Annotated in this window: 15 protein-coding genes and 3 tRNA genes; 10 read left to right on the top strand and 8 right to left on the bottom strand. The window is 60.4% G+C overall.

All coding sequences use genetic code 11. The features are described 5' to 3' along the window. Positions 1-65: 65 nt before the first annotated feature. On the top strand, positions 66-1364 hold the full coding sequence (locus tag ABC729_RS06035) for a glycosyltransferase family 2 protein (protein WP_495606733.1): 1299 nt from the start codon (positions 66-68) through the stop codon (positions 1362-1364). A 167-nt stretch (positions 1365-1531) separates the two neighbouring features. On the opposite strand, the gene ABC729_RS06030 is transcribed toward ABC729_RS06035, so the two are convergent. Both ABC729_RS06030 and ABC729_RS06025 read right to left on the bottom strand, forming a co-directional pair. Then, the gene (locus ABC729_RS06030; protein WP_495606732.1) at positions 1532-4216 is read right to left on the bottom strand and encodes a valine--tRNA ligase; all 2685 of its coding nucleotides are present in this window, start codon (positions 4214-4216) and stop codon (positions 1532-1534) included. Positions 4217-4320: 104 nt separating this feature from the next. Continuing rightward, on the bottom strand, positions 4321-4722 hold the full coding sequence (locus ABC729_RS06025; protein WP_495606731.1) for a DUF2497 domain-containing protein: 402 nt from the start codon (positions 4720-4722) through the stop codon (positions 4321-4323). 8 nt (positions 4723-4730) lie between these two features. On the opposite strand from ABC729_RS06025, the gene ABC729_RS06020 reads away from it, so the two are divergent. Further along, the gene (locus ABC729_RS06020) at positions 4731-4859 is read left to right on the top strand and encodes a hypothetical protein (protein WP_495606730.1); all 129 of its coding nucleotides are present in this window, start codon (positions 4731-4733) and stop codon (positions 4857-4859) included. 238 nt (positions 4860-5097) lie between these two features. Here ABC729_RS06020 and ABC729_RS06015 read toward each other — a convergent pair whose 3' ends face one another. The 3 genes from ABC729_RS06015 to ABC729_RS06005 are packed head-to-tail and all read right to left on the bottom strand — an operon-like array spanning position 5098 to position 7511. Beyond that, positions 5098-6489 carry a TolC family outer membrane protein gene (locus ABC729_RS06015; RefSeq protein ID WP_495606729.1) on the bottom strand — a complete coding sequence of 464 codons (1392 nt, stop codon included), beginning with the start codon at positions 6487-6489 and terminating at the stop codon, positions 5098-5100. 2 nt (positions 6490-6491) lie between these two features. Continuing rightward, positions 6492-6824, bottom strand: a complete 333-nt coding sequence (locus tag ABC729_RS06010) for a rhodanese-like domain-containing protein (protein WP_495606728.1) — start codon at positions 6822-6824, stop codon at positions 6492-6494. Between the two features lie 21 nt (positions 6825-6845). Then, a complete protein-coding gene (locus tag ABC729_RS06005) occupies positions 6846-7511 on the bottom strand; it encodes a protein-L-isoaspartate O-methyltransferase family protein (protein WP_495606727.1) in 666 nt (221 codons plus the stop codon). 224 nt (positions 7512-7735) lie between these two features. Between ABC729_RS06005 and ABC729_RS06000 the strand changes: the two genes are divergently transcribed. After that, a tRNA-Cys gene (locus ABC729_RS06000) sits at positions 7736-7809 on the top strand. 40 nt (positions 7810-7849) lie between these two features. On the opposite strand, the gene ABC729_RS05995 is transcribed toward ABC729_RS06000, so the two are convergent. Next, positions 7850-8464, bottom strand: a complete 615-nt coding sequence (locus ABC729_RS05995; protein ID WP_495606726.1) for an NUDIX domain-containing protein — start codon at positions 8462-8464, stop codon at positions 7850-7852. A gap of 176 nt (positions 8465-8640) precedes the next feature. Here ABC729_RS05995 and ABC729_RS05990 point away from each other — a divergent pair. The 3 genes from ABC729_RS05990 to ABC729_RS05980 all read left to right on the top strand — a co-directional run bounded on the left by ABC729_RS05990 (position 8641) and on the right by ABC729_RS05980 (position 9311). Beyond that, positions 8641-8715 (top strand) — tRNA-Asn (locus ABC729_RS05990). Between the two features lie 98 nt (positions 8716-8813). Continuing rightward, a tRNA-Asn gene (locus ABC729_RS05985) sits at positions 8814-8888 on the top strand. Between the two features lie 45 nt (positions 8889-8933). Further along, positions 8934-9311 carry an Mth938-like domain-containing protein gene (locus tag ABC729_RS05980; protein WP_495606725.1) on the top strand — a complete coding sequence of 126 codons (378 nt, stop codon included), beginning with the start codon at positions 8934-8936 and terminating at the stop codon, positions 9309-9311. 7 nt (positions 9312-9318) lie between these two features. On the opposite strand, the gene ABC729_RS05975 is transcribed toward ABC729_RS05980, so the two are convergent. Then, positions 9319-9783, bottom strand: coding sequence for a spore coat protein U domain-containing protein (locus tag ABC729_RS05975; protein WP_495606724.1), 465 nt, complete (start codon positions 9781-9783; stop codon positions 9319-9321). A 65-nt stretch (positions 9784-9848) separates the two neighbouring features. After that, positions 9849-10310, bottom strand: a complete 462-nt coding sequence (locus ABC729_RS05970) for a hypothetical protein (RefSeq protein WP_495606723.1) — start codon at positions 10308-10310, stop codon at positions 9849-9851. Between the two features lie 377 nt (positions 10311-10687). On the opposite strand from ABC729_RS05970, the gene ABC729_RS05965 reads away from it, so the two are divergent. From ABC729_RS05965 to ABC729_RS05950, 4 genes are all read left to right on the top strand, one after another. Then, the gene (locus ABC729_RS05965; RefSeq protein WP_495606722.1) at positions 10688-12061 is read left to right on the top strand and encodes an adenylate/guanylate cyclase domain-containing protein; all 1374 of its coding nucleotides are present in this window, start codon (positions 10688-10690) and stop codon (positions 12059-12061) included. A gap of 57 nt (positions 12062-12118) precedes the next feature. Beyond that, positions 12119-13309, top strand: a complete 1191-nt coding sequence (locus tag ABC729_RS05960) for a vWA domain-containing protein (protein WP_495606721.1) — start codon at positions 12119-12121, stop codon at positions 13307-13309. Positions 13310-13739: 430 nt separating this feature from the next. Next, positions 13740-15191: an NADP-dependent isocitrate dehydrogenase gene (locus ABC729_RS05955; RefSeq protein WP_495606720.1), complete on the top strand. Its 1452-nt coding sequence runs from the start codon at positions 13740-13742 to the stop codon at positions 15189-15191. A 262-nt stretch (positions 15192-15453) separates the two neighbouring features. Further along, entirely contained in the window at positions 15454-15828 is a 375-nt protein-coding gene (locus ABC729_RS05950) for a GcrA family cell cycle regulator (RefSeq protein ID WP_082372212.1), read from the top strand. Positions 15829-15849: the final 21 nt, after the last annotated feature.

The following is a 15849-nucleotide window of genomic DNA, read 5'->3' as shown; positions in this document are numbered from 1 at the left end:
CGGAATTGGTGCCGTCAGGAAATGCAATTACAATGAACGTAATTTTCATCGAGTGAGGATCAGTTATGTCCCGGCCTACGTTGAGCATCTGTATTCCTACCCACAGACGGGCAGAGATATTGCGCGGCACTTTGCGATATCTATTGGAAGAAATACATTTCCCATTTCAATATGAGGTTTGCGTATCTGATAACGTATCCGAGGATGGAACGACTGAAGTCGTGGCCGAATTTATTAAGAAAAACCATCCTGTAAAATATAGGAAGAACGAAACATTGGTCAGTGGGGTCGTGAATTTTTCCAATGCAATTCGTCAGGGATCCGGAGATTTTCTGATTGTAATGGCTGACGACGACAGACTGATACCTGAACAGCTTTCGAAAGTTGTTCAGTTTCTTCAGATAAATGATAAGTTTGTCGCTGCATATGCGCCATTTGAATTCTATAGTGATAAGACAATATCAAGGCAATGTCTGTCAGTTGAAAATGAAAATTTTCCAGAAATAACAACCTTATCTGTGGATAATGTTTTTGCGACACTGGAATTTTTTCTTAGTATGATTTTGCCTCCGGAGGCGATGGTTTATAGAAACACAGTTTCAAATTTGGCTTTTAGTAACACGAAATTCTGCTATGGCTGCTATTTTGATATGACGAGCCTATTACTGCAGGGTAACGTTGCATATTTCCGTGAGCCATTCTATCGTTGGGTTACTGAGTTTGAGACACCAGATCAGCGAACCCATGCCAGCGTCAAGGAAAGTCGAGGCGGTTGGTCAGAATGGCGTGGCGGCATGGAAGAAATGATCAATATGTTGATGGCGCGGGCCTCTATCGGCATTGATGGAGAAATTAAGGATGTGTGCAACAATAAGCTCGATGCTTTTGAGCTTAGGAGAATGGAAGTGGCGCTGAATGCACACTTGGCAGTTAATGATCTTGTAAGTGTGTATGAAATTTATATAAGAATGAAAATTTTTTCTAAGTTGAAAAATATTGACCTGTCTCCATTGGAAAATTACAATGTTGCAACAAGTAGACTTCCTGGTGTTGTGCAGTGGATGTATGTTATTGGACTGATAAAAAATGACGAAACCTGCGATAATGTGTATTTTTACAATCTGGATACTGAAGTAACGTTGGATGACATAAAGCATGCTTTTAGTATGCATTCAGTGAAAGCATCTGTGCAACGATTGTCAGATACATTGGCAGAGAACATTGACGTCTTGAAAGAGGACGGAAAGACACGATTTATTATCGTTAGAACGCCAGCCGAAAGGAGAGGGCTTCTGGAGAATAGCACGTATCCGGCAGGTCAGATTCTGGATATGGAAACCATCACCCATCGCTTCCCAATCTGAACCGTGTCGATCAATGCCGAGTTCAGCATCGGTTCTGTTGGAATGAGGGAGGCAGGTTCCCCTGCCTCCCTCATTCCAGAGCTTACCTCCAACGACCGGAAACACGCTCCACCCTTCATCTCCAGCGCCGGCCGGAGCTGTTTTGGGTCAACCGAAAACAGCGCAAGTCACCCCAGCCGCGCCAGCGCATCCGCCAGCTTGGCCCGCACCGTGTCGGCTTCGGCCCGGCGGTCGCGCTGTTCTTCGATCACTTCTTCCGGGGCCTTGTCGACGAAGTTCTTGTTGGAGAGCTTGGCGTCGATCTTCGCGATGTCCTGTTCCAGCTTGCCGATTTCCTTGGCCAGACGCGCCTTTTCCTTCTCCACATCGATGAAGTCGGCTAGCGGCAGGATCAGGGTGGCTTCGTCCAGGATGGCCTGGGCGGAGCCTTTGGCGGCGTCTTCGCTGGTCGTTTCTACGCCGGACAGGCGGGCCAGACGCAGGATTAGGTCGCGGTGGGTGGCCAGACGCTGACGCGTGACCTCCGACGCGCCTTTCAGCAGCAGCGGCAACTGCGCCGACGGCGGCACGTTCATTTCCGACCGGACGGTGCGGATGGTGGAAATCAGGCGCACGACCCATTCCATCTCATCGCCTGCCGCTGCATCGACCAAGGTCGCCTGGGGCAGGGGCCAGGGGGCGGAGATCAGCGTCTGGCCCGCACCACCCAGCTTCTCGTTCAGTTCCTCCGTGATGAAGGGCATGACGGGATGCAACAGGTGCAGAATACGGTCCAGCACCCAGGCGGTGGTGGCGCGGGTTTCGGCCTTAGCGGCTTCATCCTCACCATTCAGGATGGGCTTGGTGAATTCCAGATACCAGTCGCAGAAGCTGTTCCAGGCGAACTGATAGATGCCATTGGCTGCCTCGTTGAACTTATAGGCGTCCAGCGCGTCGGTGACACGGCCCGCCGCCTGCTGTACCGCCCCCACGATCCATTTATTGACGGTCAGCTTCACAGCCGCCGGATCAAAGCCCGGCACCTGCGCCACCTGATTCATCTCGGCATAGCGGGCAGCGTTCCACAGCTTGGTGGCGAAGTTGCGATAGCCTTCGACGCGGTTCACGGCCAGCTTGATGTCGCGGCCCTGGGCCGCCATGGCCGTCAGGGTGAAGCGCAGGGCGTCACAGCCATACTGGTCGATCACTTCCAGCGGGTCGATGACATTGCCCTTCGACTTCGACATCTTCTGGCCCTTCTCATCGCGGACCAGTGCGTGGATATAGACCGTCTTGAACGGCACATCGCCCATGAAATGGATGCCCATCATCATCATGCGGGCAACCCAGAAGAAGATGATGTCAAAGCCGGTGACCAGCACGTCGCCGGGGTAATAGCGATCCAGCTCCGGCACCTTTTCCGGCCAGCCCAGGGTGCTGAACGGCCACAGGGCCGACGAGAACCAGGTATCCAGCACGTCGCTGTCACGGGTCAGGGAAACATCGGCACCGGCTAGGGCTTGGGCCTCTTCCGCCGTCTCCGCCACGAAGACATTGCCGTCCGCATCATACCAGGCGGGGATCTGGTGACCCCACCAGAGCTGACGCGAGATGCACCAGGGCTGGATGTTGCGCATCCATTCGAAATAGGTGTTTTCCCAGTTCTTCGGGACAAACACGGTCTTACCGGTTTCAACGGCCTCGATGGCCGGCTTGGCCAGCGTTGCGGCGTCGCAATACCATTGATCGGTCAGCCAGGGTTCAATGACCACGCCGGACCGGTCGCCATGCGGCTGGGTCATCTTGTGCGGGACAATCTGTTCCAGCAGCTCCAGCGCCTCAAGATCGGCGACGACTTGTCTGCGGGCCTCATACCGATCCAGGCCGCGATAGGACTCGGGCACCGGCTCGCTGAAGGCTTCCAGACGGCCATTGGCGTCCGGCTTGTACCCTTCGAAGGCCTGCACGATACGGGCATCGCGGTCCAGCAGGTTGATCAGCGGCAGCTTGTGGCGCTTACCCACCTCGAAATCGTTGAAGTCATGGGCGGGCGTGATCTTCACGGCACCCGACCCCGTCTCCGGATCGGCATACTCATCCGCCACGATGGGGATCAGGCGGCCGACCAGGGGCAGGCGCACGAACTTGCCAATCAGGTCCTTGTAACGCTCATCCTCAGGATGAACGGCCACGGCGGTGTCGGCAAGCATGGTTTCCGGCCGGGTGGTGGCGACCACGATATAGCGGCCTTCCTGCCCGTCGATGGGATAGCGGAAGTGCCACAGATTGCCGTTCACCTCCTTCTGCTCGACCTCCAGGTCGGAGATGGCGGTGTGCAGCTTGGGGTCCCAGTTGACCAGACGCTTGTCGCGATAGATCAGGCCCTGGCGGTACAGTTCCACGAACACCTTGCGGACGGCCTTGTTCAGGCCCTCATCCATCGTGAAGCGTTCACGCGCCCAGTCGGTGGAGGCGCCCAGGCGACGCAGCTGTGTCGTGATGGTGCCGCCGGATTCCGCCTTCCATTCCCAGACCTTCTCCAGGAACTTTTCGCGGCCCAGCGCCTGACGGCTGACACCTTCCTTGGCCAGATTGCGTTCCACCACCATCTGGGTGGCGATGCCGGCATGGTCGGTACCGGGCTGCCACAGGGCATCCTTGCCGCGCATACGCTGATAGCGGATCAGGATATCCTGCAAGGTGAAGGTCAGCGCGTGGCCCATATGCAGGCTGCCCGTTACGTTGGGCGGCGGCATCATGATGGTATAGGGCGTCTGGTTCGAATCGACGTGTGCGGCAAAGGCACCCGTCTGCTCCCAACGCTGGTAATGGCTGGCTTCAACCTCGGCGGGGGAGAACGTCTTTTCCAACATGATGGCCGGACCTTCCGGGTAAGGGGGATCGGGTTAGATAAAGGAAAAGGGGCGGCACCAGCAAGGCGCCGCCCCTTTTGTTCACGTCAAAGCAGGCAAGCGCGTCAGTCGAGGCCGCGCCGTACTACCCGCTCAATCTCACGCTTGACCATACGCTCCACCATGGAGGGCAGGTTGTCGTCCAGCCATTCACGGATCATGGGACGCACGATCTCATAAACAATCTGTTCCAGCGTGACGTCGGCGCGACCGATGGGGCCATCGCCCGTCAGGCTCGGGCCGCCACGGCGATAGCCAGCGAGACCGGAGGCAAATGCTCGGCTGGCCGCGTCGGCGGCATAGTCGGAGATCAGGCCGCCATCGTCCGGTGGCGGTGCACGGCGCGGTGGCGGCGGCGGGCTGTAATATTCCGGCTCCTCCTGAACCATCTGGGTCAGTTCCAGCGGCTCTTCTTCCATCGGGCCGAAATCCGGCTCCGGCTCCGGATCGTCCATCATCATCGCCATGGGAGGCGGTGGCGGCGGGGGAGGCGGCGGCGGAGGGGGGGGAGGTGGCGGCGGTGGCGGGGGGGGAGGTGGCGGCGGCGGGGGAGGAGGCGGTGGCGCTGCCTCTTCCCCTGGCGTGTCGCCATCTTCTGAAATGATCCTGCGAATGGAAGCGAGGATCTCTTCCATCGATGGTTCTTGTGAGGACCCTTTGTCGGCCATTTCGCGCGTAACCTGACCTTCCACGAATTCGTTGGCAAGCCTAGGGCAGAACGCGAGAAATTTCCACGAACTTGTTAACAGGATTGAATAATCGGCCCTGCAGCAGGCCCAAAAGCAAAGGGGAGGCTGTTTGGCCTCCCCCGCTGATGCTGATTTGCGTCAAATGCCGCCGAATCAATCGGCCGACAGACCCCAAATCTTGCTGGACGCGCTGTTGTAATGCGCCTCCACATCATAGACCTGAACCGGCAGGCCCAGGCTGCCGACCGACAGCTGACCGGTGGCGGCCATCACCTGGAAGCTGGCCACAACCTCGTCACGCTGGGCACGCACCAGCTCGACCTGGGCGTTCAGCAGTTCCTGTTCGGCGTCCAACGTATCCAGAACGGTGCGCGACCCGACGGTCGCTTCCTGACGCACGCCTTCCAGGGCGATGTTGGCAGCGCGCACCTGCTCATTACGCGACTTGATGGAGGCGCGGGCCGTGCTCAGGGCTTCCCAGGCGCGGATGCCGGTCTCGCGGGCGTTGCGGACCGCTTCATCGATCTGGATGCGGCGCTGCGACGCGGTCTGCTTGGCTTCGCGCACACGGGCGGTGGTGCCGCCAGCTTCGTAGATGGGAACCGAGACGCGGGCGATGATGGCGCCATTGTCCAGATCGCCCAAGGTACCCGGACGGTCCCAGGTACGGCTGTAGGAACCGACCAGCGAGACGGTGGGCAGCAACTCACCGGCGACCTGATCGACAGCGGCATCGGCGGCGCGTTCAGAGAACTTGGCGGCTTGGACCTGCGGATTGTTCTGTTCCGCCAACGCGATGGTGGCATCCAGCGACGCCGGCAGACCGGTCAGGGGGGCTGCCTGCTTCACGCCCTGCGGCACGGCACCGATCAGGCGGGCGAAGGTAGCGCGGCTGGCGTTCAAGGCACCTTCGGCGGCGATGCGGTTGGAGGTCGACAGGGCCAGACGCGACTCGGACTGGCTGACGTCGGTGCGGGTGATCTCACCCACGCGGAACCGGTCATTGGCCGCTTCCAGCTGACGCTTCAGCACCTGCTCGTTGTTGATGGTCAGCTGTAACACCGCTTCGTCGCGGACCACATCGGAATAGGCCTGGGCGGCGGCCAGCAGCACCGACTGTTCGGTGGACAAGAGGCTGGCACGCTGCGCCTGGATCAGGGCTTCGGCGCGGCTCATGCCGGCCATGGTGCGGCCACCGCGGAAAATCGGCTGTATGATTTCGGCGCTTGCGGACTTTTCGGTCCAGTACGTCTCAACCGGGCCGTTCTTCTGCAGGTTACGGCTGGCGCTGCCATTGGCGGTGATGGTCGGCAGGTAGCCAGCCTTGGCCTGCGGCAGCAGCTCATCGGTGGCGCGCAGTTGGGCGCGGGCGGCGTCCAGGGTGGGGTTGGACTGATAGGCCTGTACCAGCGCGTCCTGCAGGGACTGCGCATTGGCGGGGGAAAGGCCAAGTCCGAATGCCAGGGCCACGGCCGGCAGAGCGGCGCGCGCCACGCGGCGCAGGATCAGGCTGGTCGGGGACGGCTTCAGACGGCTGGAGTCCATGGTCAATACACCTTCATGGTCGGATCGATACGCCGGGCCCAAGCGTCGATTCCGCCCGCAAGATTGATAGCCCGGTCGAAACCCTGGGTGCGCAGCCATTGTGTGGCGTGCGCGCTTCGCATGCCGTGGTGGCAAAGGACCGCGATATCACGATCCTTCGGCAATGCCGCCACGGCCGACGGCAATTGCCCGAGCGGAATGTGGATGCTTTGCATGATCTGGCAAAGTTCCACTTCCCAGGGTTCGCGTACATCCAGCACGACAACCCCGTCATCCACCCGGAGCCTGTCCGCCAAATCCTCCACCGTCAGCTCATTGTCTGTGATGGGGCGCACAGGAGTTCTCCGGATACTGGATCAGAACTGGAAATCGGCCTTGGCTTCAAAGCCCGGCAGCAGGGCCGCCGATGCATCGAACAGGATGCGGCTGGACACTTGTCCACCATTCTTCTGATAGAGACGGGCCACGCCCTGGCCGCTTTCCGGCAGGACAACGGCCAGAAGACGCCCGCCCTCGGCCAGCTGATCCAGCAGCGAAGCCGGAACGGCGGCGACCGCACCCTCCAGGATGATCACATTATAGGGGGCCTGCTTTGCCCAGCCTGCATTCAGCGGGCCGTGCATGACGGCGGCGTTGTCCACGCCCTGGGTCTGCATCGCCTGATTGGCGAAGGCAGCCAGTTCGCTGTCCGATTCCAGCGCCACGACGGTGGCGGCGAGGCGGCCCAGCACGGCGGCGGAATAGCCGGTGCCGGTGCCCACATCCAGAACCATGTCGGTTGCTTCAATCTTGGCATCGTTCAGCAGGCGGGCCAGAACCATCGGTTCCAGCAGGTAGCGGCCCTTCGACACCGGAATGCTCTTGTCGACATAGGCGACGCCACGCAGGCTGTCGGGCACGAACTGGTCGCGCGGAACCGCCAGGAAGGCATCGACCACACGCTGATCGGTCACCTTGTTGGGCCGGATCTGGCCTTCGACCATGTTCAGACGGGCGGCGCTATATTCGGTGGTGGCCATCATGGACGTGTCTGTCGCGCTGGGGAAAGGAAGGGCGGGTGGGTTCGGCCGCCGGAAAGCGCCCAACCCACGCTGCTATATATCCGTCCCGTCCGCGGAACACAATGTTGCGCCTGCACCACAGACATCTGTGATGGAATTCTTAATCCAAACCCTTGACCTTGGTGGCGGCACCCGTCTATATACCGGCCCCACCCCGGACGGCGATGCCGGACGGTGGCACCGATGGCGCGGTGGCAGAATGGTGATGCAACGGACTGCAAATCCGTGAATCCGGGTTCGATTCCCGGCCGTGCCTCCAGATTTAAAAAGGCCCGTCCTCGTGACGGGCTTTTTTGTTTTCATTGACCACTCAACCCTTTCTCCAGTGCTGCTCGCAGGTCTGCCGGTGTGTCGGCGGCGTCCCGCAGCAATGGCAGGCGCAGAAGCGCCATGATGGACAGGCTGTCGGTGATCTCCCCCGACAGGGCCATCTCCAGCGCCGCGCGCAGTGGCAGGCGGCGCAGGCGCAATTGTTCGGTATCGTCGGGCTCTGCCGCACCTTCCGTCAGGTCCCAGGCGACATAGAGCGTGCCTTCCTCGTCCGACACGCTGTTGGATAAGGCGACGCGGGGGATGATGGGGAGAATGCGGGCGGCGGTCAGCCCCGTTTCCTCCCGCAACTCGCGCAGGGCACCCAAGGCCGGGTCCTCACCTGCCGGCACCCCGCCTTCGGGAATTTCCCAGCTGTAGCGGTTCAGCGGGAAGCGGTACTGTCCCACCAGCCATGTGGCGCCATCCGCCGCCACCGGGACCACGCCGACGGCATGATTTTGGAAATGCACCAGACCATAGATGCCGGGATCGCCGCTGGGTTTCAGCACATCATGATGATCGACGCGGATCCAGGGATTCTCATAAACCGTGCGGCGGGTCAGCGTGCGCCAGGGATTGGCGTCCGGATCGTGGTCGCGCATGCGTGTCCCCCTTGTCAGACATGGGTTCAGGCTACTGGAATCACAGGGATTTTCCAGCCCGATCAAGAAAATGCGCGAAATCGCGAAACAGGGGTTTACAAACCTGGATCGGGTTGGCTATAAGCCCGCCCACCGCACGATGCGGCGCCGATGACGCGCCACGTTGTGAGCACTGATCCCAGGTAGCTCAGAGGTAGAGCAGGCGGCTGTTAACCGCCCGGTCGGGGGTTCGAATCCCTCCCTGGGAGCCAATCGGCAGGGCCGGATGCCCAAAAGCGTCCGGCCCTGTTCATTCAGGGGTGCGATTGGCACGCGTACCATAGTAGTTCCAGTGTTGGAAATGGCCTGATCCCAGGTAGCTCAGAGGTAGAGCAGGCGGCTGTTAACCGCCCGGTCGGGGGTTCGAATCCCTCCCTGGGAGCCATTTCAACCTGGCCCGTTCTGACGGGCTCTTCGGAATATCCCCGACATGGTCGATATCACTCCCATCATCCCTGCTGACCGTCAGGTCATCGATACCTATGGCCCTGGCCGTTTCCGGGTGTCGAATGTGGTGCATGAAGGGGCGGTGATCGTTTTTCCTGACCGGACGGTTGCCTGGGATACGCCCGGCTTCGCCGGTCTGACCGCCGATCATTTCACGACCGTGCTTGCCGCCGATCCTAAGCCGGATGTGCTGCTGCTGGGTTCCGGTGCCCGCATGCAGTTGCTGCCATCGGCACTGCGCAAGGCGCTGCGGGAGCAGGGATTGGTCGTGGATGTCATGGACAGTCCCGCCGCCTGCCGCACCTATAATGTGCTGCTTGCCGAGGGGCGGCGCGTGGCCGCCGCCTTGCTGACGGTATAATCCCGCCTCACCGTGCGGCGATGGTTACGGTGATCGTGTCAGCATAATCGCCGGCGACGCGTTCGGTTGAGATCGGCACCGTCACCTTCAGGTCGGATTTCTTGCCGAACTGCGCCGTCGAACGCTGAACCACCATCTGGCTGGTCAGGGTGCCGGCATTGCTGTCGTAATCGACAGAATAGGCGATTTCATTGGCACCGCTTTTCATCTTGCCGCCATTGGCCGAGGCCAGGCTGATGGAATAGCCATTGCCCGCATTGCAGCTTTCCGTCACCGACCCGACCGTTTTCGACCCTTCGCCGCTGGTCAGGTTCCAGATGACATTATTGTCCTGCACGCTGATGGCGCAGGACATAGGCATATTGCCCCGCAATGAGAAAGTGCCACCCGTGCCTTGCGCCTTCGCGGCGGGCATCAGGGCGGTTGACGACAAAAGCAGGGCCAGGATGGCCCGGACCAGCATATGGCGCATTCTGCACCTCTCCATCCGGATATGGAAAACCCCGCCCGGTTTCGGGCGGGGTTTGGTCGGTAAGCTTACTTGGCGGCGATGGTGACCGTGACAGTGTCGGCATAGTCGCCGGCGATATACTGGTCGGAGGCGGCGATGGTGACCTTCAGGTCGGACTTCTTGCCGAACTGGGCGGTAGAGCGGTCAACGACCATCTGGCTGGTCAGCGCGCCACCCTGGCCGTCATAATTGACGGAGTAATCGATGGTGAAGTTGCCGGACTTCAGCTTGCCGGCGTTGGCGGAGGCCAGCGTGATCTTGTAGCCGGAGCCGGAATTGCAGGTCTCAGTGACCGAACCGACCGTCTTGGCGGTTTCACCGGCCTTCAGGGCCAGCGACTGGTTCAGGTCCTGGACGGCGATGGTGCAGGACAGAGCGACATTGCCCTTCAGCTGGATCGTACCGGACGCGTTCTGGGCCATGGCCGGAGCAGCGAAAGCAACGGCGATGGCGGCAGCGGCGGCGGTCTTGGCGAAGAACTTGGTCATGATGTCGGCTCCGTCTGAGCTTTTATTTCTGGGAAGGCATCGGCCTTTCTGATCACTCCTGCTGCACGGAGTATGCCAATCGGATAAGGGCAGAATCCGGGGTTAAAATCGCGCGCCCAAGGGAGGGTTTGTTAAAATATGCAATGCATTAGGCAATTAGTGCGCGGGAATTTGCAAAAAGCAACGACGGCTGCAAATGGAGGATGTGAAGAACCATATCCTTGCCATCAACCTTCCATGATTGCCGTTCATGGTCGCCCAGCTTGCGGGATCGGCTGGGGTGGGTTGATGCTTGGCCCTGTCATAAAGACCCGTTGTCGCGTTAGCTTGGTGATCAGGGGACAAAGCCGCTTGCAATGGCGGTGGGGAAGGGTGGCATGAGCAACCTGTCAGATCGCAATCTGGGGGCGGAAGCGCGGCTGAAGGCCGTGTTCGCGCGTGAGCAGTCGCGCGGGATCGAAATGGCCACCTGGGCCCGGCTGATCGGCCTGGGCGCTATCCTCAGCTGGATTGCCGCGCTGGACCAGTCGGTCGGGAACATTGCGGCCTACATCTGCATCGCGATCCTGGCCTGTAACGGCCTGGGGCTGTGGGCCCTGCACCGCACGCGGCTGTTCCGGCCCTGGCACCTGTTCGCCTCGGTTGCGTTCGACAATGCCACCATTGCTGCGGTGATGACGGTCCCCGTTATTTTCAGCGGGGAGGTGATGCCAGCCGCCCTGACCACGCGCAGCGTCTGGTTTGCCGTTTTCTTCCTGATGGTGGCGAGTTCGGCCACGTTGCAGCGCCCGGCCCTGGTGGTGTGGAGCGGGTTGACCGCTGCCCTGTCCTGGTCGGCGGTCATCGTGCACGCGCTGCGGGAGCCGCGAACCTTCACCATGCCGATGGACTGGCCCTATCACAGCACCAGCCTCACCGAGATATTCGAGGTCATGCTGGACCCCTATTATGTGGACCTGCCTGGCTGGCTCAGTCAGGTGTTGGTCCTGATACTGGTGGCCCTGACCCTGGCGGCGGCAGTGCGACGGTCCAAAATGCTGCTGGTCAGTCAGGCCGCGACCGAGTGTGAGCGGGCAAACCTGGCCCGTTATTTCTCGCCGGACATGGTGGAACGGCTGGCCGCCAGCGACAGTCCCCTGTCACAGCCCAATACCCGTGTCGTCTCCGTGCTGTTCGCCGATCTGACGGGTTTCACCCGCCTGTGCGAGAATGCGCCGGCGGGTGAGATCATTGACCTGTTGCGTCAGTTCCGCATCCGCATGGAGCAGGCCGTCTTTACCCATGGCGGCACCGTCGACAAATATATCGGCGACTGCGTCATGGCCACCTTTGGCCTGCTGGCACCCAGCGGCCGGGACCCCGCCGCCGCTTTAGCGTGCGCCCACGACATGCAGGATGCCATCGACGACTGGAACCGGGAGCGCGCAGCCCGGGGCCTGCCCCTGGTGGGGCTGGGCATCGGCGTACATTACGGGGCCGTGGTGGCCGGCGATATCGGATCGGATCAGCGGCTGGAATTTACGGTCATCGGCGATACCGTCAATGTCGCCAGCCGCCTGATGCATCTGACCCGGGAACTGGAAGCTGGCATCGTCATCTCTGACGAGGTGGCGGGGGCCGCCCTGGTGACCGATGGAGAGACCGCCCTGGCGGGTTACCGGCGGGTGGAGGAAATGCCCCTTAGGGGCCGTGAAGGCACCATCGCGCTTTGGTACCGGCCCCTGGTTTTGCGCGACGATGTCGCGGCCTGAACCAAACGCGTGTTAGACTGGCCTCTCATCAGCCCCTGCATGAATGCGTGACGACCCATGTTCACCGGCTTCTTCTATGACCTGCGCAAGGCCGGCGTGCCCGTCAGCCTGAAGGAATATCTGGCGCTGATGGAGGCGATGCAGGCCGGCATCGCCGGCTATGCGGTGGAGGACTTCTACTACCTGTCGCGCGCCATCCTGGTGAAGGATGAGCGTAATCTCGACAAGTTTGACCGGGTTTTCGCGACTGTTTTCAAGGGCTTGGAAGGCTCTGCTGCCATCGGCGCTGAGGAACTGACAGCCCGTATCCCCGACGAATGGCTGCGCAAGCTGGCCGAGAAATTCCTGACCGAGGAGGAAAAGGCGCAGATCGAGGCGCTGGGCGGCTGGGACAAGCTGATGGAGACGCTGGCGCAGCGACTGGCCGAACAATCGGGGCGCCACCAGGGCGGCAATAAATGGATCGGCACGGCGGGGACCAGCCCTTTCGGCGCCCATGGCTATAACCCAGAAGGCGTGCGCATCGGCCAGGATGGCAGCCGCCATCGCCGGGCCGTGAAGGTCTGGGACAAGCGGGAATTTCGCAATCTGGATGACAGCGTCGAACTGGGCACCCGCAACATCAAGGTGGCGCTCCGCCGTCTGCGCAAATTCGCACGCCAGGGGGCCGCCGATGTGCTGGACCTGCCTGACACGATCAGTTCAACGGCGCGCAATGCGGGCTGGCTGGACATCAAGATGGTGCCGGAACGGCATAACGCCGTGAAGGTGCTGCTGTTCCTGGATGTTGGCGGCTCAATGGATGACCATATCCGCTTGTGTGAGGAACTGTTCAGTGCCGCGCGCGGGGAGTTCAAGCATCTGGAATATTATTACTTTCACAATTGCGTCTATGAAGGCGTGTGGAAGGATAATAAGCGCCGGCATGTGGAAAAACTGTCCACCTTCGACGTCATCAACACCTATGGCCCTGACTATAAGCTGGTCTTTGTCGGCGATGCCTCCATGAGTCCCTATGAGATCACGCAGCCCGGCGGATCGGTGGAGCATTTCAATGAGGAGGCGGGCATTGTCTGGATGCGCCGCCTGCTGGACAAGTACACCCACGCCATCTGGCTGAACCCGGCGGATGAGCGCTACTGGTCCTATACGCAGTCGATCGGCATCTTCCAGAAGATTATGGCGGGCCGCATGTATCCGCTGACCCTGGCCGGGCTGGATGCGGGCATGCGGGAACTGATGCGCTGATCAACTCTCCCGCCGGCATCGGTTTTTTGTTAGGCTGAAGCCCGCACCGCTACAACTGTATCCGCTGTGAAACACGCCGCGAAACCATGTTGCACAGGGTTTCACATCCGCCGTGGACTGCTCCCCAAGCTTGAGACAAGGATGTTGCACAGCGTTTCACGGGCTTGTCCGGCACGTCCTATGAAACACGCGATGCCGGGATGTTGCACAGTGTTTCACAGGGCGGTTCGTCGCCCCGTCACGAAAAATATCGGGGGAAGGGGTGGTTTAGACACAAAAGTTCTTTGTGATCCGTGACTTGCGCCGCCGGGTCAGGGCCGCCCCGACCTTCGGTGCGATTGTGCGAAAACGGTAACGGGATTAACTTCGCGTCCGCCAGGCCCGGCAAACCCCGCTGAAGGGGACGGGCATTGACGAAAGGAACCATCACATGACCGAACCTACCCCCATTACCATCGCGCGCGGCGACGGCATCGGCCCCGAGATCATGGACGCCACGCTTGAAGTGCTGCAGGCATCGGGTGCTAATCTGGCGTTCGAGGAAATCCAGATCGGTGAAAGCGTCTATAAGCGCGGCATCATGAACGGCATGGAGCCCAGCGCCTGGGAAAGCCTGCGCCGGACTAAGGTGTTCCTGAAGGCCCCGATCACTACGCCGCAGGGAGGCGGGTACAAGTCGCTGAACGTCACGATCCGTGGCGCGCTAGGCCTTTACGCCAATATCCGCCCGTGCGTGTCCTATCATCCTTATGTATCGACCAAGCACCCGACCATGGATGTGGTCATCGTGCGCGAGAATGAGGAAGACCTGTATGCCGGTATCGAATACCGTCAGACGCAGGAAGTGACGCAGGCGGTAAAGCTGATCACCCGGCCCGGTTCGGAAAAGATCATCCGCTACGCCTTTGAATATGCACGCGCGAACCATCGCCGCAAGGTGACGGCCTTCGTGAAGGACAATATCATGAAGATCAGCGATGGCCTGTTCCATCGCGTCTTCGACGAGATTGCCGCCGAATATCCCGATATCGAACATGAGAGCATGATCGTCGATATCGGTGCCGCCCGTCTGGCCGACACGCCGGAGCAGTTCGACGTGATCGTCACGCTGAACCTCTATGGCGACATCATCTCCGATATTGCGGCCCAGATCACGGGTTCAGTCGGTCTGGCCGGGTCCTCCAACATCGGCGACCAGTGCGCGATGTTCGAGGCCATCCACGGCTCTGCCCCCACCATCGCCGGCAAGAACATTGCCAACCCGTCGGGCCTGATCCTGGCTTCGGTGATGATGCTGGTCCATATCGGTCAGGCGGAGGCGGCGGAGAAGATCCACAATGCCTGGCTGCGCATGATTGAGGATGGTATCCACACTGTCGATATCTTTAAGCGCGGCGTATCCAAGGCCCGTGTCGGCACCCGCGATTTCGCGCAGAATCTGATTGACCGTCTGGGTGAGCGTCCCAACCAGCTCATCCCCGCCTCCTATCAGGTGGGCGAGAAGTCCAGCTTTGCCGGCATCGCGCTGAAGGACTATCCGCGGGCTGATAAGAAGCTGATCGGCGTGGATGTGTTCCTGGATCACAAGGGCGGCAATGGCGACGACATGGCCCAGCGCGTGGCCGGTCTGGTCGGCGGCGATCTGAAGCTGTCCATGATCTCTAACCGTGGTCAGAAGGTCTGGCCCGACGGGGCACCGGAAACTTTCTGCACCGACCATTGGCGCCTGCGCCTGCTGGGCGATGGCAAGGCACCGGTGAGCCATGCCGCCATCATCAGCCTGCTGGGCCGCTTCGCTGATGCCGGCCTGGATGTGGTGCAGACGGCCAGCCTGTACAGCTTTGACGGCGCCAACGGCTTCTCTGCCGCTGCCGGGCAATAAGCGCAAAGGATGGGGTGGGGAAGGGGGCATATAGTCCTTCTTCCCCCTTCGGATAGGTAACGGAGTTACCCACAGGAATCCGTACCGCGCCCCCTACCCAAGGCGACTCAAATTTGGTAGGTTCACATCCAACAGGCCACCATATTTAGTGGCCGGATAATGGATAAGACAGCGATCCGCAGGGTTCGGGGCTGGACCCGTCAATGTGGTGAACTATCTGTTCCGGTTTCGGTAATTGCCATAGCACAAGGGGACCTGGAGCGTGGAAGCGACGGAAAGCACCTGGAGCGAAGAGCGCGTTGAGAAGCTGCGCCAGCTTTGGGGTCAAGGCATGAGTGCCAGCGAGATCGCCGAGCTGTTGGGCAATGTTACCCGCAATGCCGTGATCGGTAAGGCGCACCGTCTGGGCCTGTCCGGTCGGCCGTCGCCCATTAAGAAGAAGCCGACCAAGGGCGCCACGATCCTGTCCCTGACGGAACGTATGTGCAAATGGCCGGTCGGCGACCCGAAGTCGCCGGACTTCCATTTCTGCGGCAAGCCGTCACTGAACGGTCTGCCCTATTGCGCGGAACATGCGGCCATCGCCTATCAGCCGGCCCGTAAGCGCGAAGATGACCGCAAGTTGGGCGTGGCCTGAAGGCCCCTGACTGAACGGTGA

It is taken from the genome of Niveispirillum sp. CC-CTL257, assembly GCF_059489915.1.
This window is presented reverse-complemented; position numbering and strand designations above follow the sequence as displayed.

What these genes read in the sequence shown, in the direction of transcription:
- ABC729_RS05970 (WP_495606723.1), bottom strand. Translation starts at nt 10,310, where the DNA reads ATGACCAAGTTCTTCGCCAAGACCGCCGCCGCTGCCGCCATCGCCGTT.
- ABC729_RS05975 (WP_495606724.1), bottom strand. Translation starts at nt 9,783, where the DNA reads ATGCGCCATATGCTGGTCCGGGCCATCCTGGCCCTGCTTTTGTCGTCA.
- ABC729_RS05980 (WP_495606725.1), top strand. Translation starts at nt 8,934, where the DNA reads ATGGTCGATATCACTCCCATCATCCCTGCTGACCGTCAGGTCATCGAT.
- ABC729_RS05965 (WP_495606722.1), top strand. Translation starts at nt 10,688, where the DNA reads ATGAGCAACCTGTCAGATCGCAATCTGGGGGCGGAAGCGCGGCTGAAG.
- ABC729_RS05955 (WP_495606720.1), top strand. Translation starts at nt 13,740, where the DNA reads ATGACCGAACCTACCCCCATTACCATCGCGCGCGGCGACGGCATCGGC.
- ABC729_RS06035 (WP_495606733.1), top strand. Translation starts at nt 66, where the DNA reads ATGTCCCGGCCTACGTTGAGCATCTGTATTCCTACCCACAGACGGGCA.
- ABC729_RS05995 (WP_495606726.1), bottom strand. Translation starts at nt 8,464, where the DNA reads ATGCGCGACCACGATCCGGACGCCAATCCCTGGCGCACGCTGACCCGC.
- ABC729_RS05960 (WP_495606721.1), top strand. Translation starts at nt 12,119, where the DNA reads ATGTTCACCGGCTTCTTCTATGACCTGCGCAAGGCCGGCGTGCCCGTC.
- ABC729_RS06030 (WP_495606732.1), bottom strand. Translation starts at nt 4,216, where the DNA reads ATGTTGGAAAAGACGTTCTCCCCCGCCGAGGTTGAAGCCAGCCATTAC.
- ABC729_RS06025 (WP_495606731.1), bottom strand. Translation starts at nt 4,722, where the DNA reads ATGGCGATGATGATGGACGATCCGGAGCCGGAGCCGGATTTCGGCCCG.
- ABC729_RS06005 (WP_495606727.1), bottom strand. Translation starts at nt 7,511, where the DNA reads ATGATGGCCACCACCGAATATAGCGCCGCCCGTCTGAACATGGTCGAA.
- ABC729_RS06015 (WP_495606729.1), bottom strand. Translation starts at nt 6,489, where the DNA reads ATGGACTCCAGCCGTCTGAAGCCGTCCCCGACCAGCCTGATCCTGCGC.